The following is a 22665-nucleotide window of genomic DNA, read 5'->3' on the forward strand; positions in this document are numbered from 1 at the left end:
CCTGCGCACCACCCATGGCCGGACCCTCAAGTGGCAGCCCGCCTGTTGTGGATGCGGCCGGACCCGCAGCGGATACGGGCGCGACCATTGCCATCCGCTTTCCTGAGCCGACCGGTTTCCAAAGGACCAGCTACGAGGCCACCACGTTCGGCTCTTACCTGCGCCAGCTACCATTGAAACCACCAGGCACGGCCGTGCTCCTGTACAACGGCGATCTGAAGTGGAACCAGCGTGCACATGCCGCAGTGGTGGACATGAGCGTCGGTACGAAGGACTTGCAACAGTGCGCTGATGCGACAATGCGACTGCGCGCCGAGTACCTCTTCGCCTCTGGAAAGCAGGACGATATCGCGTTCAACTTCACCAGTGGTTTCCGCGCTGAATGGAAACGTTGGCGTGCTGGCGAACGCATCAAGGTGAACGGGAACAAATGCTCCTGGACTTACGGGGGCGAAGCCGATGCATCGCACGAGCAGTTGCTCAAGTTCTTGACGATGGTCTTCACCTATGCCGGAACGCTATCGCTGGACCGCGAGCTCGTGAACCCGCCCACCTCCGGACCGGAGATCGGTGATGTGTTCATTCAAGGTGGAAGCCCGGGCCACGCTGTGATCGTGGTGGACGAAGTGGAAGATGGGAGCGGCCGGAAGGCCTTCTTACTGGCCCAGAGCTACATGCCCGCGCAAGTGATCCACGTATTGCTGAACCAAAAGCACCCTGAGCTCGGTGCCTGGTTCATTTTTGATGGTGACGACAAGCTGTACACCCCGGAGTGGACCTTCGAATGGGGCGACAGGAAGCGGTGGCCGTGATCAGTTGGTAGCGAGCGCCTCGCTTTGATAGGTCTGCTGGGTGCAAGCCTGGCCGTTCTTGAAGTAGAAGACGGCGCCGTACTTGTGCACGATCTTCTTGTACTCGGCTTTCTGCGCGTCCGTCCACAAGTGGATGACGGTGATGACCTGATTGGGTTCAACGATCAATTCCTCTTTGCGGCTGACCTGCGCAACGGGCTCTGCAGCGGGCGGCGGCGGATCCTCGCTGGCAGTTGTAACCGTAGTGGCGCGGCGCGTGTCTTCCCCTGCCACGGCGGCAGCACCCACACCGGCGCGTTTCGGGGCCGGAGGTGGCTGCGGCTTGGGCTTCTCTTCCACTTTGGCCAAGGGTTCGGGCTTCTTCGGCGGTTCGGCTTTGGCCGCAGCCTCCGACTTTCGCCGTGCCGCCTCCGCATCGGCAGCTGCTTTCGCTGCCGCCGCAGCGTCAGCTTTGGCCTTTTCATCGGCCTGTTTGGCGGCCAGTGCATCGGCCCTGGCTTTGTCGGCCTCGGCTTTCTTGGCGGCCTCTGCTTGCTCTTTCTCCAACCGGGCCTTTTCCTTGGCATCCGCCGCTGCCCGCTTTGCCGCTTCGGCTTCAGCCTTGGCCTTGTTCTTCTCAGCTTCAGCAGCCGCTTTGGCGTTGGCCTCGTTCTGCGCTGCTTCTTCAAGCTGCTTTTGCGCCACTTGCTGCTGGATCTGCTCCAATTGGCTCTGGATGCTCTTGGTGTAGTCGGTGTCGTAGTCGAAGTCGTCCACCGAAGCATCGTAGTGGATCATGCCCACCGGTTGGTTGAAGACGACCGTGTTCATGTCATCGTACTGCTTAAAAAGGGACACAGCATACTCGAACGGCTGGAAACCGTTCTCGGCGCTCGAGGCTGGAACGTGCGTATCGAACGCCAGCTTCTTCGTCACGAAGCCGTCCTTCTCGAAGCTGAGCACATAGCTGTGCCCGAGCTCCAATTCCAAGGAAAACCGGCTTAGACCACTGCTCACGGTCCGCTCCTTCTGGCCATCCTTCATCACCACCACCTTGGCCCCTTCAACGCTGCCGCCCTCGATCTTCAAGCGGCCGTTGATCGTGAAGGTCTGGGCTGAGAGCCACTGCGCGCCGCAAAAAAGCGCGGCACACAGGAACAAGGTCCGCTTCAAAGGAAGTACGTTGAAGGTCATGATGGCTTCGATGCCCGCCACGCGGGGGCGGCATTTCTACGCAGGATGCTATTTGCGGGTTGCTAGAACACCACGGCCACGATGCAGGCCAGGAAAAAGCCGGATGCCATGATGAGGGTGCGCTTTGCGACGGGGTTGTTGCGTAACATGTTGAACTTGTTTTGAGCTGGGTACGTAGCAGGGATAGCGCCAGTTCACAGCACCATGACGAAAGCCATTTTCCTTTCGACGAGCCTCCTTCTGGCAACCGTTGGACAAGCACAGGAGGTTGACGCCAAGCTCAAGGACCTCAACGCCATCCTGGAAGGCAACGCCAAAGTGCGCCTGGACCGCAGCGACCGCCTGATCATTGATGTCTTCGCCAACGGCGAGCTCGTACGCCAAGACATCGCCTACGTGGACTACTTGTCGCCCGACGGGGTGAGCTACAACAGCGAAGAGCAGGCCTTGGTGCTCACCTGCAAGGCTGAAGAACCCCAGTGCATAGACAAGGAAGTGTTCAAGCACAACACGATCAAGCACACCGGGCGCAGCACATTGTTGATGCCCCCAGAGACAGGCGCCCGCGCTGTTGAGGCGCTCAAAGAGCTCCTTCGCGCTGAACTGGCCCGACTGGCCAACGAAACGGGTGCAACCATGCCGCGATGACCACGTATGAAGCGCGCAGACGTCACATCGATATCATGATCGCCCTACGCAATATTCTCCTCCCCGCCACCTTGCTCCCCTCTGCGCTGGGCATGGCCCAGGATCAGAACTACAGCCAATGCATCACCAAGGTGAAGGCCGAATGGGGCAAGCCGTGCGAAAAGTGCGAGGACTACAAGGATGGCTGGAAGCGGAGCTTCGAGGGCACGTACCAACTTGAACTGAAGAACACCTGCGGCGACATGGTGGAGGTGAAGGTTGCCGTGCAGGAAAAAGGCGGCACCTGGCGCACCTTCCCGGTGAAGGCCTTGGAACCCGGCAAGAGCATGGAAGCCTTCGCCTGTCATGGCACCGGGAAGTACCTCTATTGGGTGCGCCGGTTGAACGACACCGAGATCATCTTGCCGAGCGACCAGGAGATCATCACAGAATACCGGGAGCGCTAGTTCCGTTCCATCCGACTATTGAAGGCCCTTGACGTGTCAAGGGCCTTCGTCGTTCAACCCACGATCGTTCATACACCGTGCGGCCCGGTCGCTCTGCCGCTCGCCCGGCACGGCACCTTCGTGGCTCAACCACCAAGAGCCATGTCCAGCAGCACCTTGCACATTGAGCGCACCGAGACCAGTCCTCAAGTGGACATCGACCTGAAGCACGGGGTGCTTGAGTTCATAGGCCGCAGCTTGCCTGCGAACAGCGAGGCGTTCTACACGCGTGTGCACCACTGGCTGGACGATTACCTGCGCGCCCCTCAGCCGAGCACCGTGGTCAACATGAAGATGGACTATCTCGACACCAGTTCGAGCAAACACATCTACAACATCCTGGAGCGGCTCAACGGAGCCAGTGAACGCGGCTTACAGGTGAACGTGAACTGGCACTTCGAGGCCGGTGATGACGGTATGGAAGAGACCGGCAAGGACTACCAGAGCTGTTTCCGCATGGACTTCAACCTGGTGGAGGTGGAAGAGCTGTTCTGACGCGGGACATAACTGGACGCGCAGCTAACGAGGGGCGGCGAGCACTTTTCCAAAGATCTCCAAGTACCGGTCTCGCCAGGCCAGCACGCTGTACCGGTCTTCCACGGTGTGTCTGGCTTCGGCGCCCAATCGGTGCCTGAGTTCAGCGTCATCGACCAGTCTCGATATCTGGCGCACCCAATCGTCGTGATGGAAAGCCAGCAATCCGTTGAAACCGTCCTGTACGATGGTGCCGTTCACACCGATTTCGTCCAGTACAACGGCCTTGCCCAAGGCCATGTACTGCAATCCCTTGAACCCGCACTTGCCCTTGCTCCATTCGGTGTGCGGCAGGGGCATGAGGCCGATATCGATGGGTTGCAGATCGTCCACTTCGCTGGCGCTGGTCCATCGGATGTTCTCCACTCGGAGACCATCGTCCCGGAAGATGCCATCGCTGATGATGCGGAAGCGCACCCGCTCGCCGTACTTCTTCTGCACCTCGCGCAAAGCCGGCAGGGCTTGCCTCAGATGGGCGACGCTGGTGGTACTACCCGTCCAACCGATCACCACCGGTCCACCGGCCTCCTTGGGGCGGGGCCGGTAGAGTTCCGTGTCGATCACCGTTGGGATCAGTGAGACAGCGCTGTTGAGGTTTCGCGCATAGTCCGCCAGGTAAGCGTTCCCCGCTATGACATGGTCGGCCATGGCGATCAGCTCGGCGGTCTTGGAAGGCTTCTTCAACCAGCGCAGGTAGCGGTTGCCGTCGCTCACGTCCATGCGCCAGATCGCGTCATCGAAATCAAAAATGAACCTCGCCCCGCTCCTCTTGATGGCACGCTCGAACCGGGTGCTTCCGGTCATGAAGGCCTCCCGCTGCACGAAAACGATATCGAACTCCTTGAAGCGCTTGGCCTGGCCGACCCGCTTGCGCCAACTGCGCAGGAAGAACAAAGCCTTCTTGAGCAAGTGGCCGCGCTTGTAGAACCAGGTGTCGTCCTCTGCTTCGATGAGCCAGGCATGCTCATGCTGCCAGCCATGGGCGTTCCAGTAAGGAACGAACTGCTCCATGCGGTAACGCTGGCTGGGCGAGCGACCGGGCCGGTGCGCGGCGACGAACAGGATGCGGGGCATGCGCCGCAAATATGCCCACGCCCGTGCGGCCGGGCAGGCCGATACCTTCGCGCGCCATGGTCGGCAAGCGCTATATCCCCCGTTGGGCCATCCTGGTCATCGACCTGGTGATGTGCGCGGCAGCGCTGCTGGGCGCCTACCAACTCCGGTTCAACTTCAACGTACCAGCGCGCGAGTACGACCTATTGTGGCCGGTGCTGCCGGTTTTCATGTTGGTCCGCATCACATCGCTTTGGGGTGCCCGGATCCACATGGGATTGGTGAAGCACACCAGCACCGAGGACGCGAAGCGCATTTTCCTCACGGTGCTGATAGGCTCCCTGGTGATGGGCGCCATGGGCGTGGCGCGCTACTTCCTGCTCGACGGGGTGTATTTCCTTCCCACTTCCGTCCTCATCATTGACTTCATGGGCACGGCCATGTTGCTCATTACGGCGCGCATAGCCTGGAAACTGCTTTACCTCCGTGCCAAAGGCAGCGGCAAGGACGAGGTGCGGGTGGTGCTCTACGGGGCCGGTGCTGCCGGGCTCATCACCAAGCGCGCCTTGGAGCGTGATGGTGCACGCAAGCACGTCGTGGAGGCTTTTGTTGATGACGACATCCGCAGATCAGGACAACGGCTGGAAGGAGTGGCCATCGAGCACACCTCCAAACTTCCTTCACTTCTGGCCGATGGCGATATCGACCAGGTGATCATCACCGTTCAAAAGCCGGACGCGGAGAACCGACGCAAAGTGGTGGATGCCGCCATGGCCGCCAAGACGCATGTGCTCAGCGTACCACCGGTCACGGATTGGATCGGCGGTCAGCTCAGCAGCGGACAGATCCGCGAAGTGCGCATCGAAGATCTCCTGGGACGTGCTCCGATCAATCTGGACGATGCTGTGGTGCGCGAACACTTCGCCGGGAAGCGGGTCTTGGTGACCGGTGCCGCTGGGAGCATCGGGAGCGAGATCGCCAGGCAGGTCATTGCTCTGGGCGCCACTCACACCACGCTGGTGGACACGGCTGAGAGCGCCCTCTACGACGTTCAAATGGAACTGGTCGGCCGGAGTGCGAAGGGCTTCTCACCGGTGATCGGCGATGTGCGGGATGCACGTGCCATGGAAGCGCTGCTGGCAGCTGCTGAGCCCGACGTCGTATTCCACGCGGCGGCCTACAAACATGTGCCGCTCATGGAGGAACAGCCCGACCAAGCCGCGCGGACCAACGTAATGGGCACCACCATCATGGCCGAACTGTGCGGCCGCGCGGGTGTGGGCACCTTCGTGCTGATCAGCTCCGACAAGGCCGTGAACCCGACCAGCGTGATGGGCGCCAGCAAACGGACCGCGGAGATCGCCGTGCAGGGCATTGCCCAACGGAACCCGGGCACCGTGTTCATCACCACCCGGTTCGGCAACGTGCTGGGCAGCAACGGCAGCGTGATCCCGCTGTTCCGCAAGCAGATCGCCCAAGGAGGACCGGTTACGGTAACCGACCCTGAGGTGACGCGGTTCTTCATGACGATCCCCGAGGCGTGCAGGCTGGTGCTGGAAGCCGCCACCATGGGAAAGGGCGGCGAGATCTACGTCTTCGACATGGGGCAGCCGGTGCGCATAGCCGACCTTGCCGACAAGATGATCAGACTGAGCGGCAAGGAACCCGGAAGGGACATCGAAGTGGTGTACACCGGTCTGCGCCCAGGCGAAAAGCGCTTCGAGGAACTGCTCGCCACCGACGAGAACACGCAGCCCACCCATCATCCGCGCATCCTCATCGGCCGAACGCGCGCCACGGACCCCGGCACCGCGCAGGGACTGCTCGATGCCCTTGCCGGTGCGGCCGAACGGAACGACGGCGAAGCCTGCGTGCGCCTGATGAAACAACTGGTACCCGAATACAAGAGCGAACACTCGCCGCACGCGCTGTTCGACCGACACCCATCACAGACATGACCAAGGACAAGAACCTGGAGACCGCACGCCTGCAGAAAGAGATCGGTGGCTACATCGGCCTTGGGCCCGACAGTCTCGTGTTCAATTACGACGAGAAGGGCCATCGCACCAAGCTGCACCTCATCACCCTCAACCCCAACCACAACCAGAGCTTTCTCTTCCACGCCACCGAGGGCAGCGACAAACAAGACGCCTTGGAGGCGATGCTGGACTACGTGCGCACCTACAAGGACGCCACCAGCAGCTACACCATCCAATGGAGCGCCCGGGGCGAGAACATCCTCAACACGTCGTACTTCCGGGCGAAGAACATCCTCGAAGCACTGGACAAGCTCTTCTACGACCGTGACCCGAACAGCATCACCGTCTTCAGCGTGATGTTGAACCCGATCTCGTAAGGGCGATGCGCACCGCCATCCAGATCAGGTTCGGCGACGTGGACATGGCCCACCATGTGCACAATGCGGCGTACCTCCACTATTTCGAATTGGCGCGCATGGCGCTGCTCTCGGCCTTCATCAGCAAAGACCATGACTGGCGCAAGCAAGGGCTCATCCTGGCGCGCAACGAAATGGACTACCGCAAGCCTGTCCATCTCTCGGACCGCATCGAGGTGGACTGTTGGTGCAGCGACCTTGGCAACAAGAGCTTCACCCTGAGCTATGCGGTCGAACGGATCGCCCGCGCCGGACGTGAGCGATGCGCCGACGGTAAAAGCGTTCTGGTGTGCATGGACTACGACGCCGGAACTACGATCGGCCTGCCGCTAGCTTGGCGGGCGGCACTCGAACAACATCGAACGCCCACCGCATGAAGCTCAACATCACCATTGCAGTAGCCCTGCTCCTAGTGTTCGCGGGGTGCAGTACCCAAGACCTAACGAAAGTCCTGGAAGCCGCCGGACAAACCACCACCGGCACGGATCCGCTTACCAACGCCGAAGTGATCAACGGGTTGCGGGAAGCCTTGCGCACTGGTACTGAACGCTCGGTCCAACTCACATCGGCCGCTGACGGCTTCTGGAACAATACCCGTATCCGAGTGCCCTTTCCTGCGGAGGCCCTGAAGGTTAAAACAACCTTGGAGGACATCGGCATGAGGAAGCCGGTGGAGGACTTCGAGCGCACGCTGAACAAGGCTGCCGAAGAAGCCACCAAAGAGGCGGTACCCGTCTTCGTGGATGCCATCACGAGCATGAGCATCAGCGACGGCTTTGCCATCCTGAACGGGGGCGAACAGGCGGCCACCACCTTCCTGAAAGAGAAAACCACGGCAGCGCTGATGGCGAAGTTCAAGCCCGTGGTCGCGAAGGCGACGCAGAAAGTGGCGCTGACGAACTACTGGAAGCCACTGGCCAGCGCGTACAACACCGCTGGTCTGCTTACCGGGGCCAAAGCGGTCGATCCGGACCTGGACCAATACGTGACGCAGAAAGCCATCGACGGCCTTTTCGTGATGCTGGCCGATGAAGAGAAAAAGATCCGCAAGGATCCACTGGCCCGCACAACGGACCTGCTCCGCCGGGTGTTCGGTCAGCAGTGAACCAACGATCACCACATTTGCTGCTCACCCCTTTCTTGAGGCTTGGGCCTTGAGCCTTGGGACTTGAAGCTTGTTCTCCAATGCGCCCCATCACCCTAACCGAGCCCGGCACACCACTCGCACCCAGCGAGCTCATCCTGAACCCGGACGGCAGCGTTTACCATATTGCCCTGAAGCCCGAACAATTGGGCGACCTGGTCCTGGTCGTGGGCGACCCCGGGCGTGTCGCGCTCATCAGCAAGCGTTTCGACCGCGTGGAACACCAGGGGCAGAACCGCGAGTTCGTGGCACACACCGGTACGCTCCGTGGGAAACGCATAACGGCGCTGGCCACAGGTATCGGTACCGACAATATCGATATCGTGCTCACGGAACTGGATGCGTTGGTGAACATCGACCTGCAGGAACGCACACCGCGCAAACAGCAGCGATCGCTCACCATTGTCCGGATGGGTACTTGCGGCTCGTTACAGGAGCATATCCCGGTGGACAATTTCATCGTCAGCCACAGCGGTCTGGGCCTGGACAATGTGCTGCATTACTATGCCCACGAAAACGACGATCTCGAACACCGGTTGTTGCACGCCATCCTCCGCCATTGCGAGTGGCCCGACAACCTGCCTATCCCATACCTCGCCATGGGCCACGCACCACTGGTGCAACGGCTCGGCGAAGACAACCACGTGGGCATAACTGCGACTTCCGGCGGCTTCTATGGCCCACAGGGACGGCAAGTACGCGCGGTCCCCAGCGTTGAAGGATTGAACGAGGCCTTCACCGCCTTCCGCAGTGAAGTGGACGGTGCGATGGACCTCCGCATCACCAACTATGAGATGGAGACCAGCGCGCTCTACGGTCTGGCAGGATTGCTTGGGCACCGGGCGGCCACCGTCTGCACCGTGGTCGCCAACCGCCTGCGCGGCGAATACAGCAAAGACCACCATTCCGCCGTTGAACGGATGATCGACCAGGTGTTGGAGCGCTTGGCGTAGCACTCCGCTGTCTTCAACACGCAATTGCTTGGAACTGGGCCCTGCATGTCCGCAAGGACTTCCGCCCCCCGGTAGTTTTGGCTGGCCGTAACCCACAGGCGGCGCACACCAGCGTGTCGGACAGCGAGATCTCCGCGCTCATCAGCCTCATCGACGATCCCGACGAGGCCATTTACAGCCATGTGAAGGAACGCCTGATGGAGATCGGCGGGAAGGTGATCCCCGCGCTGGAGCGGGCCTGGGAAACCGACGAGCTCGGAGACCTGAGCCGAACACGTATTGAAGACCTCCTGCACGTGATCCATTTGGGCACCGTGCGCAAAGGGTTGGAGGCATGGGCCCAGGCCGGTGGCAACGACCTGCTCGAAGGCGCCATGCTGGTCGCGCGCTACCGCTATCCTGAACTGGAAGAGCACCGCATCAAAAGCAAGTTGGCCGCCATCCGTCAGGACATCTGGTTGGAACTGAACGACAACCTCACCGCCTTCGAAAAGGTCCGCGTGTTCAACCACATCCTCTTCCAAGTGCACGGGTTCAAGGGGAACAAACACAACTACCATGCGCCGCAGAACAGCTTCATCAACGATGTACTGGAAAGCCGCAAGGGCAACCCCCTCAGCCTGGCGATCATTTACCAAGTGCTTGCCGAAGACCTGGACCTGCCGTTGCGCGGCGTGAACTTGCCGAACCACTTCGTGCTGGCCTTCCTGGGTGGGCACGATGCTGCCGCAGTCGACGAACGCAACGTGCTCTTTTATGTGAACGCCTTCAGCCAAGGCGACATTCTCGGCCGGAGCGAGATCGATGAATTCCTGGAGAAGATCAAAGTGCCGCCCCAGCCTTCCTTCTACCAGCCCTGCACCAATGTGGATATCATCCGGCGCGTGCTGAACAACCTGGCCAATAGCTACGCCAAGCAGGGCGACCCGGATCGTGCATCCGACCTGGAACAATTAAGAACGGCATTGGGGCGGATGGGGTGATCATTCTCTCGGTCGGGATGGCTTTGATGCGATCTTCACCACTATGGAGCACTCTCATCTGATCGACCAGCTCGCAGGCCATGCCCCGCTGTTCGCACGTCTTTTCGGTTGCACTCACCGAACGGAACACCTTCACCGCGCCGCACCTGACAAGTGGTGCTTGCTGGAAGCCGCTTGCCACCTTCGGGATGAGGAAAAGGAGGACTTCCGCGCACGCGTGAAGCACGTGCTCGAAACACCGGACCAACCCATGCCGAAGATCGACCCTCAGGCATGGATCACTGAGCGGAAGTACCTGGAACAGGACTACACCGCGGTGCTCAACGACTTCCTTGCGGAGCGCGGGAAGTCGGTGGCCTGGCTTCGCGGCTTGCACGAACCCGCTTGGAAGAACTTCTACTTGCATCCCAAGGTGGGACCGATCACTGCCGAGTTCCTGCTGGCCAATTGGGTGGCGCACGATCTTCACCACATCCGCCAGGTGAACGCCATGCGCTACGCCTACCTGAAGGCCAGCTGTGGCGTTGGCCTCGACTACGCCGGACAGTGGTGAGCTTCAAGCAACGTTCACCGAGCATGGATGGTGGAAGCCGCATGATCCGACCACGGCAACGCACCGTTGTCGGCTGATGCCCACCTTTGTTCCATGCGCTTGTTCGTGCTCGCGTCCGCTTGCTTGATCACACCGCTCGTGGTCAGCCAAACCGTGGTGAGCGATCGAGCGGCCAAGGACGCAGTGTACCGCATCGTTCGGCACAGCGGATTGCCACCGAACTTCACGGTGCGTGAAGGGTCCGGTGTGCGGACAGCGATCGCCTATATCAAGGACAAGCAACGTGTCATCGCGTACAACCCGGCCTTCATTGCGCGCATCGTCGATTCAAGCGCCACCGATTGGAGCGCAGTGAGCGTGCTGGCCCACGAGGTAGGCCACCATTTGATGGGCCACACGCTCGACCCGGATGCGGTGCATCCCGGGGATGAACTCTCTTGCGACCGGTATTCGGGGTTCATCCTGGCCGCCATGGGCGTCAGCCTCCAAGATAGCCGCGCCGCCATGGCAGTGGCCGGGGATCCGCACGGTACCGAACGCCACCCTCCGCGCCACGCCCGTCTGGCCGCCATTGAGCAAGGCTGGAACGAGTGGCACCGGTTGCGCAATGCCACTGCACCGGGATCTTTCACGTTGCAGGACTCGTTGCACTATGTCGTGACGTTCCACGGCGACGACAACACCTACTACGTTGATGCCAGTGGCGAGGTGCTTTGGTACGATGAACGTGCCGCGCCCATCGCATTCGGGCGCTTCGGTCCCAGCCAGGACAAGAGCTACGCGTACGAGCTGCTGTGGAGCAACGAAGCCTACTTCGTGGACTCCAGGCTCACCATCTGGAAGCGCGCCGAAACGGGCATGGCCCTGCAAGTGGGCCGCATGCGCGCCTTCAGTGCTCCCTGACCTCCGTTCGGTCGGTTACTTTTCCGACAAACTTCCATCCGCATGACCCATCACACCTCCCTGATAATTGCAAGCCTTGCGATCAGCGCCTGTGTGCTCACCCCATTGGCCGCACAAGCGCAGTGCACCGCTACGGACAACCTGACGACGCTCTATGCCGAGACCAATGGCCTGGACGGTGCCATGTTCGACATCGTGGCCTCATCGGCCATCACCATCGAGTGCTTCGATGCCAACTTCGATGCAGGCACCATGGGCGTCGATATCTGGTACAAGATGGGTACGCATGTCGGCTTCGAAAGCGATAGCACGGCATGGACCTTCGTGGGCGCCGTTGACGGCATCACTTCCGCCGGACCCGACAATCCGACCATTATCCCGATCGACGTGGACGTGAACATCCCGGCTGGTGCCACCTATGCCTTCTACATCTCGAACCTGAACACCACCGACCCCAACGTCAAATACACCGACGGCACCACCTTGGGCGCCACACTTGCCTCGGATGCCAACCTTCAAGTGCTGGAAGGTTCGGGCGTGTTCATGCAGTTCGGAACAACGTTCTTCTCGCCCCGCCAATTCAACGGCACGGTGCACTACAGCGTGGGCGGCGTGGGGCTTGTGGAGCGCACAGCCAACAACGTGGCGGTGTTCCCCACCAACACCTCCGACGTTCTGAACATCGTTTACGCGTCAGTTTCCGGGCTGGTGGATGCCACCGCAGTGGATGCGACCGGTCGCGCAGTGCTCGTGCAACGCATCAATGGATCGGGCACGAGCGTTCTCGACGTTTCATCGTTGAGCGCCGGTGCGTACACGCTCATCCTGAACGGGGCCACCAGCTCGGTGCACCGCTTCGTGAAACATTGACACGCTCGGGCGGTTGCATGCGCGCTGAACGCTTCCTTTGAAGCCACTTCAAAGCGCATGCAACTCTTCCGCAATTTCAAGTCCGTCACCAAGACCTGCTACGGCCGCGGCAGCTTCGGCAAGCTGGCCGAGATCCTCGGTCCGCACCGAAAAACGGGCAAGGGGTTCGTGGTCTTCCTGGTGGACCACTACTTCGAGGGCAAGGCCGATTTCCTCGCGCGCATCCCCAAGCAAGAAGGGGACGAGTTGGTCTTCTGCAGCACGAAAAAGGAACCGAGCACCGAGCAGATCGATGGCCTGCGCGACGACATCCTGGCGCGCCGCGGGCTGCCCGCCGGCGTGGTGGGCATCGGCGGTGGCAACGTGATGGACGTGGCGAAGGCGCTCAGCCTCATGTTCACCAACGAAGGAAGCAGCGTGCAGTACCAGGGCCTCAACCTGATCAAGAAGCCCGGCATCTACCACTGCGGGGTGCCCACCATCAGCGGCACCGGCGCGGAGGTGAGCATGACCGCCGTGCTCACCGGACCCGTGAAGAAGCTCGGCCTCAAGTGCGACTGGACCGTCTTCGACCAGATCGTCCTCGACCCTGATCTGATCGCCACTGTGCCCACCGACCAATGGTTCTATACCGGTATGGACACTTACATCCACAGCGTGGAGGCCATCACCGGCACCAAGAAGAACACTTTTGCCGAGGCCTATAGCGAGAAGGCGCTCGACCTATGCCGCGAGGTGTACCTGAAGCGTGAACGCAGCGACCCCAAGAGCGACGAGCTGCTGATGGTGGCCAGCTACATGGGCGGCCTCAGCCTCACCTACAGTGAGGTGGGCGTGTGCCACGCGCTGAGCTACGGATTGGGCAAGGTGCTGGAGATGCACCACTGCTTCGCGAACTGCGTGGCCTTCAACCAGCTGGAGGACGTGTACGGCGCGTACGTGCAGGAGTTCAAGCACATGGTGAAGGAGCGCGGCGTGAACATCCCCGCCAACCTCGCCAAGGACTGGGACGAGACCACCCTTGATGCCATGGCCGAGGTGGCCTACAACCTGCCTCACATGTGGGACCATGCCTTCGGCCCCGACTGGCAGCAGGTACTGGACCGCGCGCGGATCAAGGGGTGGTACAGGAGGATGTGATGAAAAGTACGCGCCATACGTTCCTACTACTTCAGGTAGCGCTGTTGTTCGCCTGCGGGTCAGGCCTTCGTTTTAACCGCGAAGGATGGAAGGAACGCGGAGACCATGGGCAACACTTGTATAGGGAAAGGATGTTGGACGACCTGCTGGATAACCATCGATTGGATGGTGCATCGCAAGCGGAGATCTTGGAATTACTTGGAGCTCCAAACGGTTACGACAGGGATGAAATGTGGTACTTGGTGACGGTGAAGGTTATGGGTGGCGATACCAATGAACTCAGCAATCTGGTACTTTTCATGGATGCCGATTCGGTAATATTGAGCCACGAGGTTCGGACGTGGCATCGCTGATGATTTCGATCAACTCAAGAACTCCCCATCCACCACGATCAGCTTCACTGGCCCGTTCGTCCTCGAGCGGTGCGAACTGAGCCCATCGCTCACGTGGTAGGACATGCCGGGCTTCAGCACGTTCACCGTTCCATCCGCGTGCTCATTGATCAATTCGCCTTCGAGCACGAAGACCAGATGCCCCAACTGGCACCAATGGTCGGCGAGGTAGTTGGCTGAATACTCGACCATGCGCATGCGCAGGCCTTCGTGCTGGACGATGCGCATGGTGGCCTTACCGGTCGTGCCGTTCACGGTGGTGGCCGGCAGCTGCGACCAGTCGATGGTCTCGAAGGGGATCTTCATGGTTGAGCGATGGGTTCGGCAATGGCCAGCACGTGACCGTCCGGATCGGCGAAGTAGGCCACGCGGTGCCCCCAGTCCCTAGCCAGAAGAGAAGAGACCTCGATGGCATCGGCGGCTTGGAACCGCCCAATGAACTCTTCAGCGTTCGCCACGAGCAAGTAGAGTTCACACCGCGGAACGCCCTGGGATCGGCTTGGATGTGGCAGCGCAGGTGTGATGATGCGCGCGATACCGGCTTCGGGCATCAGTCCAAGTTTGCAGCCGCCCAGATCGAACTCCGTCATGCCGGGCACATCGAGCGTTGGCTCCGTGGCCAGCACGGTCCGGTAGAAGTCGCGGCTGCGGGCTTGGTCGGCAACGTAGAGGATGAACTCGGCTTGCATCTGCCGAAGATGCGATGTTCAATCGGCGAACCGATCGAAATCCCTTAGGTGCTCCGCCGCTCGCTGGGCCACGATGGCCATCAGTTGAGCACGCACGGGCTGTCCGCGCTGCACTTCCTTGCGCAAGGCCGTCACTTGCTGCGCCACGTGGATGCGGCCGGTAGAAGCATCAATGAGCGAGACGCGCAGATCGATGCGGTCGTCGTTCAGCACGAGCACTTCGCCGGTGAGCACGAACTGGGCACCGAGCAATTGGCCTGCTTGGGCGGCCGTGCCCTCCTGAACGCCGCCGTTCAAGGCGCGCAACTGCTCGGCCAGCAACGCTTCGGTGTGCTTGCGATCGATCAGCTTCACCAAGGGGTCCTTCAACTCCACGATGGCCTCTTCCATCGCACCGGCCAAAAGCAGTTCATCCTGACTGGGCTTCACCACACGCTTCTCGTTCCAGCGGCTGGGTTTCGCGCCGGGCACCACCAGGTAAACCAGGGTGTAACCGGCTTTTTCCTTGGCCGACTGGAGCAGCCGCGCACTGTCCTTGTAATTGGGGTCGAGCACGGCCACTTCGCGCAGGACACGGTAAGCCTGCCCGAAATTGCCTAGTTCATAAGCCCGCTTGCCATCCCTGTACTTCGGTTCGCAGCGCGCCATGCGCAGCAAGTGTTGCGCTTGTGAGCGCTCGGGGTCGTGCTGTAGAACGCGCCCCGCAAGATCCGCGGCCTCGCTGAAGCGATCGTCCTTGAACGCCTGCTCCGCTTTCATGTAAAGATCACCAAGCCACTCCGCACGTGCCTCTGTGCGCCGCATGGAGAAGAACCCGCTCCACTCCACGATCAATCCTTCGCGCGCGCACTCCTCCTTGAAGGCTTCAGCATCGATGCGCGCCTGTTCCCCTCCTGGGTAATCACCTGCCAAGTAGTAGGCCGAAGCCGCATCTTCCATCCGGTCGAACACCCGCTGCGCTGCAGACTGCATGCCCGCACGTACATCCGGTCTTCCAGGCCGACGTAGATCGATGGCTTTGTAGGCCGCCAAGGCTTCGCGCACGGCGCCGCGCTGGTTCAGTGCTTCGGCCTCGCGCACTTGAGTACGCACACCGGCGCAACCGTTGAGCAGCGCGAACAGGAGCATAAGGGCGAGGAGGCGGGACACCATCGGGTGGGCGAAGGAACGAGGCGCAAGACAAACCCCGCGCCACACGGTGAGGCCCCGTCTATGTTTGTCCGGTGAGCAAGCGGAAGACCTTGGTGGTGGCCTTACTGGCGGTGCTTGCGCTGCTGCTGTGCTTCGGCGACCTCTTGGTAGGCACCACAACCATCCCGGCCGGTGAAGTTCTTGGAGCCCTCTTCGGCAGTGCCTCTTCCCGGCAGCACGAGCTGATCGTGAACGGCGTGCGACTTCCACAGGCACTTACGGCCCTGCTTGCCGGCGGCGGACTTGCCTTGTGCGGCCTGATGATGCAGACGCTATTCCGCAATCCGCTGGCTGGTCCCAGCGTACTGGGGGTCACGAGCGGCGCGGGGTTGGGCGTAGCGGTGTTCATGCTGGCCGGTGGGGCCGTGGGCGGCATGTTCCTGGAAGCTGGTCTTGTGGGCGCTGCCTTCGTCGGAGCAATGGTGGTGTTGCTGTTGATCGCCCTAGCGGACCGCAGGATCGGGGATGGAGTGACACTGCTCATCGTGGGTTTGATGATCGGCTACCTGTGCGGAGCGCTCGTGAGCGTGCTGGAGGTGTATGGTACGTCCAGCGCGGTGAAAGGCTTCGTGCTCTGGGGCATGGGCTCCTTCAGCGGAACAACCACCAACGACCTGTTCTGGCTGGGGCCGCTGGTGGTCTTCTGTTCAGTGCTGGCTTTGTTCCAAGGGAAAGCTCTGAACGCCTTGCTGGCTGGCGAAGAACAGGCCGCTACGTTCGGGGTACGCGTTCGCCGTGTTCGGACATGGACCATTGTGCTGTGCGGCCTGCTTGCGAGCACAATCACGGCCTTCTGCGGACCGGTAGCCTTCATCGGTTTGGTGACCCCGCACATTGCGCGTGGCATCCTGCGCACTACCGATCATCTCGTGTTGCTGCCCGCATGCTTGCTGATCGGCTCTTCGTTGGCGTTGATGTGCGATCTGCTCACCCGCCTTCCGGGCGTGAGCGGGAACCTTCCACTGAACGCCGTCACCTCGTTGTTGGGCGCCCCCGTGGTGCTTTGGGTGCTTCTGCAAGGCCGCAACTTCTACCGCAGCGCATGAGCACCGTACTCTCCACCAGCGGGCTTGTCATCGGCTTCGGACATCGACGGCTGATCCATGCGCTCGACATGCACCTGAGAGCTGGCGAACTGGTGAGCATTCTCGGCCGCAACGGGAGCGGCAAGAGCACGCTGCTGCGCACATTGGTCGGGGCACTGGAACCGTTGGAGGGCAACATCCGGATCGTTGACCAAGACCTCACAGGGCTTTCGGCGCACCAGCGTGCGATGCTCGTTGCAGCAGTTTTCCCCGGACGGACAACGGCCGGACAGGTGACCGTGCACGAAGCACTGGCCATGGCGCGCTACGCCCGCACCGGATGGCGCGGCCAATTGAACAACGCGGACGAACAAGCCCTGCTCGTTGCAAGCCGCTCCACAGGCATCGACGGGTGGCAGCACCGCCCACTGAACACCTTGAGCGATGGCGAGTACCAGCGTGTTATGATCGCGCGGGCCATCGCACAGGAGACACCGTTGGTCTTGTTCGATGAACCCACGGCATTCCTTGACCTGTCGGCGCGGGTCTCCATCATGGGGGCCTTCTCTAAACTGACCAGGAACTTGGGCAAAGCCGTGCTCATTACTACCCACGATCTGGACAGTGCGCTCGGCCAAAGCGACCGCTTGCTCATCGTCCGCTCCGACGGAACATGTTGGCTCGGCACTCCCCGCGAAGCTCTGGTAAGCGGCATTATTGCCAGGGAGTTCAAGACCGACGGTGTCGTCTTCGACCCCGCGCGCCGCGCCTTCCGCCCGGAATGAACGAGGGCCGCCTTGCGGGCAGCCCTCATCCCTATCGGTGTCAGCTTTACTTCTTCAGGGCATCGCGGATCTCCATCAGGAGCTTCTCCTCGTTGCTGGGGCCAGCAGGCGGCGGAGCGGCTTCCGCTTTCTTCATCCTGTTCACGCCTTTGATGACCATGAACATGACGAAGGCCACGATGATGAAGTCTATCAGGGCGGTCAGGAACATACCGTGGGTGATAGCCACCTTGGCAGTGGTTACCGCACCTGCAGCATCCTTTACTTCTTCACGAAGGACCCACTCCATTTCATCGAATTTGAACTTCTCGGTGAGCAGGCTGATCAGCGGAGCAACGATTCCACCTGTGAAGGCGTTCACGACTTTGGTGAATGCAGCACCCATCACGAAGCCGACTGCAATGTCAACGAGGTTGCCCTTCATGGCAAACTCCTTGAACTCTTTCATCATTCCCATGGGAGGTAGGTTTTGGTTTTGAAGGCAGCGAAGCTAACCGGGTATCCGAATGATCCCCGTCAGCGACCGCTCTTTACGGGCAACAGCACTTCGTTGCTGAGCCCAACAAGGCGGATGTGCACAACCGGCACACCCGTACCACTGAAGGGCAGTTCGATCTCCTGCTCGATGAGCGGCGTGTCGCGCGAGCGGGGAGGCAACAACACAGGGCCGCAAGGAACAGCTTGGGCATTGCGTATTCCGATGGCGACGACTTCCACCGGAAGCGCGTGAAGGTTAGCGACGGCCAACCGGATGGTGCCCTCTCCCCTGCCCAGCACACCCGCGCTGATGTAGTTCGCAGGACGGAGGGTTTGCCGGGCCACGGTGCGACAATGCACGAACACATTGGTATCGACGCCTGCATTGGGGAACTCGTGCGTGATGAGTTCATCCTCAACCCTGAGTTCCGGCCCGACCGTGCCCAGGAAGTCTTCGAGCCATCCCTTTGTGGTGAATGTGTCCAGGTGCGCGATGTAGGCCTCGTGGAACCCGCGGTCGCTCCACAGGCGACCATAGAACGTCCGCAGGTGGGTTTCATCGAAGGTGATCGGTGGTTGCTCGCGCAACGCGCGGATGGCCTGGATGGGCTCGCCAGCGTTGGCATCGAAGGCGATGGGAACCAGCTTGCCGGTGGCCGCGTTCATCGCGAACCGCAGGTTGCGCCAATCATTGCAGTGCTGCGCACCGAAGACATCGCTCAAGGCGAACAGCTTGGCCAAAACGTCCGCATCGAACACTTCATGCGTTCGGAGCTGCCCGGCACGGAAACGTGTCAGCCGGTCCTTCAGCCGTGTGAAGCGCGCTGCCTTGGCGCTATCGGCCAGTACGTTGTCGAGCTGGAAAGCGGTGATGGGTGCGCTGAGCCACTCCCCTTGCAACGGCGCCTCGCTGTCGAAAGTGCGTTGGCCCATTTCAGCCAGCGTTGCAATGCGCAACTCATCATCGAACTTCATGACAGGCCCAACAAGGCCCATCGGTGCGAGCCGTTGTAACAGCGCATCGTCGAAGTGCTGTTCCACGGCATAGAGCCCACGGTTGTTCGTGTTGATGCGTACGCCCACAAAAGCGTAATGCAACGTCGGCAAACCTGCATACGCCACGGCCCGGTGGAACAACCATTCGTTGCCGAAGTTGCGCGTGTTGGGGTGCTGCAGGCTGAAGACCGTCATGCCCATCAACGTGTCTCCTTTGTCCAACTGCACACGGAAGCTCCATTTGTTGGTGCGCAGATGATCCGTCAGTCCACCCTTCAGGCGAAGACGCCCACTGAGCGTATCACCATCGAACACGAGCAAAGTCGGGAACCATGTGTCCTTGCCCTCGTTGAGCACCCCGGCTTTCAGGGCACGACCTCGAATGGCTGCCATACTGTCCATGGCCACTGTGCCGATGAGCAGGTCCAATTGAGGTGCTTCGGGTCCGTTGCCGCGAAAGGCGTTGAGCACGGGCAGTACGACGCTCTTGAGCCCTGGGTCGAGGACTTCCCTGACGAACCCGGTGCGCTCGCTATGGATGCCGAGGTAGAACACCCCTCCCAACAGTGCGAACAGGATGAATGGCCGCACCCAGCGCAACACCTTCAGGCCAACGCTGCGCAACCGCTCTTTCATTCGGCGGCCAGCGTGCCCTTCCTTGGGACGAAATCGAAACGGGCCTCACGCTCCATGTTCTTCTCCTTGCCGCTGACCACGGCGGTCCATCCGGTTGCCGTGCGCGTGTAGGCTATGGTTTGTGGCCAATCGTGCGTGGGGTTCTCGAAGATGAGGTTCCCCTCATCGCAACAGCCCTTGCGCAGCGTGAAATGCACTTGTTCGTTGCCGTTCTGCGATGGTGTTCGTACGGTGTAGGTCGGGATGCCGTCCCAATCCAGGGAGAGATGCTCAACGAACACCGTGTCGGGCCCGGTCATCACATATCCAATGCCCTTGAGCGAATGCTCCCCGGCCCGCTCCCATTGTTCATTGAAAACGGTGCGGCCGCTGTCCTGCACGCTTTCCCATTTGCCCAGCAATCCTTCAGCGCTCGTTCCCACGTGCGCCTCGGTGATCCGGACTGCGTCGAGGCGATCGGCGGTGGCCACATCGGCCAACGCGCGTTCCAAGTGATCGGAACCACCTGAGCAGGCCGCAACGGCGCTTGCAAAGAAGATGAAGAACAGTTGTTTCATGGTTCGATGCTGATCGTGGAGGACTGGACCCGCTCGATACGCTCGCGCACCGAGGCCGGTACGGGCGTCTTGGCGTTGGTATTGTAGTCGAACATCACTTGAACGCTCACGGCTGTCGCTGCCAGGCCAACGGCTTCGCTATGCACCTCATAGCGCATGCGGAAGCTGGTGTTGCCGATGTGGTCCAAGCCGGTGCGCACCGTTACCGTGTCCGGAAAGTGGAGCGGCTTCAGAAAGGTGCACGTCGTTTCCGCGAGCAGCAGGCCCAAGCCGTTCTGATCGTCGGGATGGGTGATGCCGATGGCGCGCAGGTAGTGCATGCGTGCGGTCTCCAACCAGCGGAAGTAAGCGACGTTGTTCACGTGGCCGAAGGCATCCATCTCGCCCCAGTGGAAGGGGAACCGGGCACTGAGGACCAGGTCGCCGAGGGCCATCTCAAGCGCCGGGCTTCGCCTCTTCCGCCGCTGGTGCGCGCAGTTCGGCCATCAGCACCTTGTGCTCTCCCTTCATGCGTTCCACGTCCTTCTTCATGCGCTCCACGTTCTTTTCCATCTCCTTGCGCATGGCTTCGCCCGCGGCGCTCTTGAAGTTGAACATGCCCATGTTGCGCTCCATCTGCTGAAGCTCCGCCACCTTCTCCTCGATCTTCCGCTTCAAGAAGCGGCTCTCGCGGTCAAGTTCGAACTTGCCGTCATCGCTGCCTTTCAAGGTGGAGATGTGCTCCTTGAACTGCATTTGGCGCCTTTCGGTCTGCGCAACGTCCAAACGGTTGTAGTGCCCGTCCAGCAGTGCCTTGTACTTGTCCCAAAGCAGTTGGTGCTGGGCTGGGTGCACGCGCCCGATGGCCATCCAGCGCTGGCTGAAATGGCGCAAGGCCTCCAGGTCCTGGCCCTTGTTGCCGGTGTGCTGGTACGCTTCGATCTCGGCAAGCAGCTCGTCCTTCTGCTTCTTGTTCACGTCCTGTGCGGCGTCCTTCTCGGCGAAGTGCTCCTTGCGCTTCGCGAAGAAACCGTCGCAGGCTTCCCGGAACTTCATCCACAGTTTGTGGTCATCGCGTGGACCGGCGAAAGCGCTTTCCTTCCACTGCTGTTGAAGGGTCTTCAGCTTGTCGGCCGCTTGTTTCCACTCGGTACTGTCCTTCAGCTTCAGCGCCTGTTCAACCAATGACTTCTTGGCCTCGAGCCCGGCCTTGTACTGCTCCTTGATCTGTGTGAAGTGGTCGCGCTTGGCGTTGAAGAACAGGTTGCACGCCTCGCGGAACTCCTTCCATATGCGCTCATTGTCTTTGCGGCTGGCGTAACCGATGGACTTCCATGCGGTCTGTGCCTCCAACACTTTGTTGGTCAGATCCTGCCACTCTTTGCCAGCGGCCAGCTTGGCCTGTTCAACCAGCTCAAGGACACGGTTCACCATGTCCTTCTTCGCCTGCAGGTTGGTGTCCTGCTCGGCCTTGCGGGCTTTGTAGTGCTCTTGGATCCGCTCGTACACCACCCGTGTTGCGCCCCAGAAACGGTCGCGGATGCTCTCCCACTCCTCCTTGATCACCGGGCCGACCTGGTGCCACTGCTCCTGGTATTGCTTCACCAGCAGTTCGGCCTCGCGCACGCTGTCCACGCGGCTCACCGCTTCCATGTCCGCGATGAGCGCCTGTTTGAGCGCAGTGTTCTTCTTCAGATCATGTTCGCGCAGCTCCTTGTAGATGCGCATGTGGTAGAAGAACTCATCGCGCAGGTGGCTGTAATCGCTCTGTAGTTCACGATAAGCGTGCTGGGGCACGTTGCCGATGCTCTTCCACTTCTCGTTGAGCTCGCTGAACCGCTGGAACGCACTTCCGATGTTCTCCTCGTGAGCGACCATCTGGCGCAACTCCTCCATCACGGCCTTCTTCGCCTCCAAGTTGTCCGCCTCATCCTTCTGGCGCCTGCGGTGCAGCTCGTTCACCTTGGTGTTGTAAGCGTCCACCAATTGCTTGAAGCGCTTGTCCTCCTCGCTCTGGGGGGCGAGGTTCTCCACCCCCTGCGGCTGCGGCTGGCCTTCTTCCGGCTGGCCCTCTTCGGGCTGAGCGGCTTCGGCAGCAGCGCGCTCCTCCGCCATCAGGGCCTCGTAGGTTTCCTTGATGTGGTCCACCGCTTCCGCGGCGAGTTCCGGATCGGGTTGTTCGATGATCGCTTCAAGCTTCGCGATCAAGTCCTGCTTACTGGCCATGCATTGATTCCCGCCAGCGTTCGTCACCCTGCGGAACGGCCAAATATAGACGGGGCTTCCGAGCGG

The 22665-nt window shown here is 60.7% G+C and carries 27 protein-coding genes; 17 read left to right on the forward strand and 10 right to left on the reverse strand.

Features of this window, described 5'->3' with window-relative positions; translation table 11 throughout:
• Positions 1–14: 14 nt before the first annotated feature.
• Positions 15–812 (forward strand): DUF4846 domain-containing protein, encoded by a 798-nt coding sequence (locus IPJ76_00775; GenBank protein ID QQR86791.1) that lies wholly within the window; start codon positions 15–17, stop codon positions 810–812.
• Here IPJ76_00775 and IPJ76_00780 read toward each other — a convergent pair whose 3' ends face one another.
• Positions 813–1985, reverse strand: coding sequence for a hypothetical protein (locus tag IPJ76_00780; GenBank protein QQR86792.1), 1173 nt, complete (start codon positions 1983–1985; stop codon positions 813–815). It abuts the gene before it with no gap.
• Between the two features lie 204 nt (positions 1986–2189).
• On the opposite strand from IPJ76_00780, the gene IPJ76_00785 reads away from it, so the two are divergent.
• From IPJ76_00785 to IPJ76_00795, 3 genes are all read left to right on the forward strand, one after another.
• Complete coding sequence (locus IPJ76_00785) at positions 2190–2633, forward strand: hypothetical protein (protein QQR86793.1); 444 nt, start codon at positions 2190–2192, stop codon at positions 2631–2633.
• Positions 2634–2668: 35 nt separating this feature from the next.
• Entirely contained in the window at positions 2669–3079 is a 411-nt protein-coding gene (locus IPJ76_00790; GenBank protein QQR86794.1) for a hypothetical protein, read from the forward strand.
• Between the two features lie 141 nt (positions 3080–3220).
• Positions 3221–3613 (forward strand): DUF1987 domain-containing protein, encoded by a 393-nt coding sequence (locus IPJ76_00795; protein QQR86795.1) that lies wholly within the window; start codon positions 3221–3223, stop codon positions 3611–3613.
• A 24-nt stretch (positions 3614–3637) separates the two neighbouring features.
• Here the strand turns inward: IPJ76_00795 and IPJ76_00800 are convergent, their stop codons facing one another.
• On the reverse strand, positions 3638–4726 hold the full coding sequence (locus IPJ76_00800) for a glycosyltransferase family 4 protein (protein ID QQR86796.1): 1089 nt from the start codon (positions 4724–4726) through the stop codon (positions 3638–3640).
• A 56-nt stretch (positions 4727–4782) separates the two neighbouring features.
• On the opposite strand from IPJ76_00800, the gene IPJ76_00805 reads away from it, so the two are divergent.
• From IPJ76_00805 to IPJ76_00855, 11 genes are all read left to right on the forward strand, one after another.
• Positions 4783–6663: a polysaccharide biosynthesis protein gene (locus tag IPJ76_00805; protein ID QQR86797.1), complete on the forward strand. Its 1881-nt coding sequence runs from the start codon at positions 4783–4785 to the stop codon at positions 6661–6663.
• The gene (locus tag IPJ76_00810) at positions 6660–7061 is read left to right on the forward strand and encodes a hypothetical protein (GenBank protein QQR86798.1); all 402 of its coding nucleotides are present in this window, start codon (positions 6660–6662) and stop codon (positions 7059–7061) included. Before IPJ76_00805 ends, IPJ76_00810 begins: the two co-directional genes overlap by 4 nt.
• A 5-nt stretch (positions 7062–7066) precedes the next feature.
• Positions 7067–7477 carry an acyl-CoA thioesterase gene (locus tag IPJ76_00815; protein QQR86799.1) on the forward strand — a complete coding sequence of 137 codons (411 nt, stop codon included), beginning with the start codon at positions 7067–7069 and terminating at the stop codon, positions 7475–7477.
• Positions 7474–8205: a DUF4197 domain-containing protein gene (locus tag IPJ76_00820; GenBank protein ID QQR86800.1), complete on the forward strand. Its 732-nt coding sequence runs from the start codon at positions 7474–7476 to the stop codon at positions 8203–8205. The genes IPJ76_00815 and IPJ76_00820 overlap by 4 nt, the downstream gene beginning before the upstream one ends.
• An 80-nt stretch (positions 8206–8285) precedes the next feature.
• Complete coding sequence (locus tag IPJ76_00825) at positions 8286–9197, forward strand: nucleoside phosphorylase (GenBank protein QQR86801.1); 912 nt, start codon at positions 8286–8288, stop codon at positions 9195–9197.
• A gap of 197 nt (positions 9198–9394) precedes the next feature.
• Positions 9395–10180: a transglutaminase family protein gene (locus IPJ76_00830; protein QQR88369.1), complete on the forward strand. Its 786-nt coding sequence runs from the start codon at positions 9395–9397 to the stop codon at positions 10178–10180.
• A gap of 43 nt (positions 10181–10223) precedes the next feature.
• Entirely contained in the window at positions 10224–10733 is a 510-nt protein-coding gene (locus tag IPJ76_00835) for a DinB family protein (GenBank protein ID QQR86802.1), read from the forward strand.
• A 93-nt stretch (positions 10734–10826) separates the two neighbouring features.
• On the forward strand, positions 10827–11636 hold the full coding sequence (locus IPJ76_00840) for a hypothetical protein (GenBank protein QQR86803.1): 810 nt from the start codon (positions 10827–10829) through the stop codon (positions 11634–11636).
• Between the two features lie 42 nt (positions 11637–11678).
• Entirely contained in the window at positions 11679–12506 is an 828-nt protein-coding gene (locus IPJ76_00845; GenBank protein ID QQR86804.1) for a T9SS type A sorting domain-containing protein, read from the forward strand.
• A 57-nt stretch (positions 12507–12563) separates the two neighbouring features.
• Complete coding sequence (locus tag IPJ76_00850) at positions 12564–13646, forward strand: iron-containing alcohol dehydrogenase (protein QQR86805.1); 1083 nt, start codon at positions 12564–12566, stop codon at positions 13644–13646.
• A gap of 131 nt (positions 13647–13777) precedes the next feature.
• The gene (locus tag IPJ76_00855; GenBank protein ID QQR86806.1) at positions 13778–13999 is read left to right on the forward strand and encodes a hypothetical protein; all 222 of its coding nucleotides are present in this window, start codon (positions 13778–13780) and stop codon (positions 13997–13999) included.
• Between the two features lie 9 nt (positions 14000–14008).
• On the opposite strand, the gene IPJ76_00860 is transcribed toward IPJ76_00855, so the two are convergent.
• From IPJ76_00860 to IPJ76_00870, 3 genes are read right to left on the reverse strand one after another with little or no spacing between them, the layout of a single operon-like run.
• The gene (locus tag IPJ76_00860; protein QQR86807.1) at positions 14009–14344 is read right to left on the reverse strand and encodes a DHCW motif cupin fold protein; all 336 of its coding nucleotides are present in this window, start codon (positions 14342–14344) and stop codon (positions 14009–14011) included.
• The gene (locus IPJ76_00865) at positions 14341–14727 is read right to left on the reverse strand and encodes a lactoylglutathione lyase (protein ID QQR86808.1); all 387 of its coding nucleotides are present in this window, start codon (positions 14725–14727) and stop codon (positions 14341–14343) included. The genes IPJ76_00860 and IPJ76_00865 overlap by 4 nt, the downstream gene beginning before the upstream one ends.
• 18 nt (positions 14728–14745) lie before the next feature.
• Positions 14746–15879 (reverse strand): hypothetical protein, encoded by a 1134-nt coding sequence (locus IPJ76_00870; GenBank protein ID QQR86809.1) that lies wholly within the window; start codon positions 15877–15879, stop codon positions 14746–14748.
• 71 nt (positions 15880–15950) lie between these two features.
• Here IPJ76_00870 and IPJ76_00875 point away from each other — a divergent pair, with 71 nt between their 5' ends.
• Complete coding sequence (locus IPJ76_00875) at positions 15951–16964, forward strand: iron ABC transporter permease (GenBank protein ID QQR86810.1); 1014 nt, start codon at positions 15951–15953, stop codon at positions 16962–16964.
• A complete protein-coding gene (locus IPJ76_00880) occupies positions 16961–17728 on the forward strand; it encodes an ABC transporter ATP-binding protein (protein QQR86811.1) in 768 nt (255 codons plus the stop codon). The genes IPJ76_00875 and IPJ76_00880 overlap by 4 nt, the downstream gene beginning before the upstream one ends.
• Before the next feature lie 46 nt (positions 17729–17774).
• On the opposite strand, the gene mscL is transcribed toward IPJ76_00880, so the two are convergent.
• The 5 genes from mscL to IPJ76_00905 form a co-directional block, all read right to left on the reverse strand.
• Positions 17775–18179 (reverse strand): large conductance mechanosensitive channel protein MscL, encoded by a 405-nt coding sequence (gene mscL / locus IPJ76_00885; GenBank protein QQR86812.1) that lies wholly within the window; start codon positions 18177–18179, stop codon positions 17775–17777.
• Positions 18180–18244: 65 nt separating this feature from the next.
• A complete protein-coding gene (locus tag IPJ76_00890) occupies positions 18245–19837 on the reverse strand; it encodes a hypothetical protein (protein ID QQR86813.1) in 1593 nt (530 codons plus the stop codon).
• A complete protein-coding gene (locus IPJ76_00895; protein QQR86814.1) occupies positions 19834–20394 on the reverse strand; it encodes a hypothetical protein in 561 nt (186 codons plus the stop codon). Before IPJ76_00895 ends, IPJ76_00890 begins: the two co-directional genes overlap by 4 nt.
• On the reverse strand, positions 20391–20828 hold the full coding sequence (locus IPJ76_00900) for an acyl-CoA thioesterase (GenBank protein QQR86815.1): 438 nt from the start codon (positions 20826–20828) through the stop codon (positions 20391–20393). Before IPJ76_00900 ends, IPJ76_00895 begins: the two co-directional genes overlap by 4 nt.
• A 1-nt stretch (position 20829) precedes the next feature.
• A complete protein-coding gene (locus tag IPJ76_00905; protein ID QQR86816.1) occupies positions 20830–22599 on the reverse strand; it encodes a DUF349 domain-containing protein in 1770 nt (589 codons plus the stop codon).
• Between the last annotated feature and the right edge of the window lie 66 nt (positions 22600–22665).

It is taken from the genome of Flavobacteriales bacterium, assembly GCA_016699575.1.
Lineage (GTDB): Bacteria > Bacteroidota > Bacteroidia > Flavobacteriales_F > PHOS-HE28 > PHOS-HE28.

Coding starts and splice junctions, on each gene's coding strand:
- IPJ76_00815 (QQR86799.1), top strand. CDS start 7,067: ATGCGCACCGCCATCCAGATCAGGTTCGGCGACGTGGACATGGCCCAC.
- IPJ76_00800 (QQR86796.1), bottom strand. CDS start 4,726: ATGCCCCGCATCCTGTTCGTCGCCGCGCACCGGCCCGGTCGCTCGCCC.
- IPJ76_00905 (QQR86816.1), bottom strand. CDS start 22,599: ATGGCCAGTAAGCAGGACTTGATCGCGAAGCTTGAAGCGATCATCGAA.
- IPJ76_00785 (QQR86793.1), top strand. CDS start 2,190: ATGACGAAAGCCATTTTCCTTTCGACGAGCCTCCTTCTGGCAACCGTT.
- IPJ76_00855 (QQR86806.1), top strand. CDS start 13,778: ATGTTGGACGACCTGCTGGATAACCATCGATTGGATGGTGCATCGCAA.
- IPJ76_00890 (QQR86813.1), bottom strand. CDS start 19,837: ATGAAAGAGCGGTTGCGCAGCGTTGGCCTGAAGGTGTTGCGCTGGGTG.
- IPJ76_00810 (QQR86798.1), top strand. CDS start 6,660: ATGACCAAGGACAAGAACCTGGAGACCGCACGCCTGCAGAAAGAGATC.
- IPJ76_00860 (QQR86807.1), bottom strand. CDS start 14,344: ATGAAGATCCCCTTCGAGACCATCGACTGGTCGCAGCTGCCGGCCACC.
- IPJ76_00835 (QQR86802.1), top strand. CDS start 10,224: ATGGAGCACTCTCATCTGATCGACCAGCTCGCAGGCCATGCCCCGCTG.
- IPJ76_00895 (QQR86814.1), bottom strand. CDS start 20,394: ATGAAACAACTGTTCTTCATCTTCTTTGCAAGCGCCGTTGCGGCCTGC.
- IPJ76_00845 (QQR86804.1), top strand. CDS start 11,679: ATGACCCATCACACCTCCCTGATAATTGCAAGCCTTGCGATCAGCGCC.
- mscL (QQR86812.1), bottom strand. CDS start 18,179: ATGATGAAAGAGTTCAAGGAGTTTGCCATGAAGGGCAACCTCGTTGAC.
- IPJ76_00820 (QQR86800.1), top strand. CDS start 7,474: ATGAAGCTCAACATCACCATTGCAGTAGCCCTGCTCCTAGTGTTCGCG.
- IPJ76_00780 (QQR86792.1), bottom strand. CDS start 1,985: ATGACCTTCAACGTACTTCCTTTGAAGCGGACCTTGTTCCTGTGTGCC.
- IPJ76_00790 (QQR86794.1), top strand. CDS start 2,669: ATGATCGCCCTACGCAATATTCTCCTCCCCGCCACCTTGCTCCCCTCT.
- IPJ76_00830 (QQR88369.1), top strand. CDS start 9,395: ATGGAGATCGGCGGGAAGGTGATCCCCGCGCTGGAGCGGGCCTGGGAA.
- IPJ76_00850 (QQR86805.1), top strand. CDS start 12,564: ATGCAACTCTTCCGCAATTTCAAGTCCGTCACCAAGACCTGCTACGGC.
- IPJ76_00880 (QQR86811.1), top strand. CDS start 16,961: ATGAGCACCGTACTCTCCACCAGCGGGCTTGTCATCGGCTTCGGACAT.
- IPJ76_00805 (QQR86797.1), top strand. CDS start 4,783: ATGGTCGGCAAGCGCTATATCCCCCGTTGGGCCATCCTGGTCATCGAC.
- IPJ76_00795 (QQR86795.1), top strand. CDS start 3,221: ATGTCCAGCAGCACCTTGCACATTGAGCGCACCGAGACCAGTCCTCAA.
- IPJ76_00840 (QQR86803.1), top strand. CDS start 10,827: ATGCGCTTGTTCGTGCTCGCGTCCGCTTGCTTGATCACACCGCTCGTG.
- IPJ76_00825 (QQR86801.1), top strand. CDS start 8,286: ATGCGCCCCATCACCCTAACCGAGCCCGGCACACCACTCGCACCCAGC.
- IPJ76_00870 (QQR86809.1), bottom strand. CDS start 15,879: ATGGTGTCCCGCCTCCTCGCCCTTATGCTCCTGTTCGCGCTGCTCAAC.
- IPJ76_00865 (QQR86808.1), bottom strand. CDS start 14,727: ATGCAAGCCGAGTTCATCCTCTACGTTGCCGACCAAGCCCGCAGCCGC.
- IPJ76_00900 (QQR86815.1), bottom strand. CDS start 20,828: ATGGCCCTCGGCGACCTGGTCCTCAGTGCCCGGTTCCCCTTCCACTGG.
- IPJ76_00775 (QQR86791.1), top strand. CDS start 15: ATGGCCGGACCCTCAAGTGGCAGCCCGCCTGTTGTGGATGCGGCCGGA.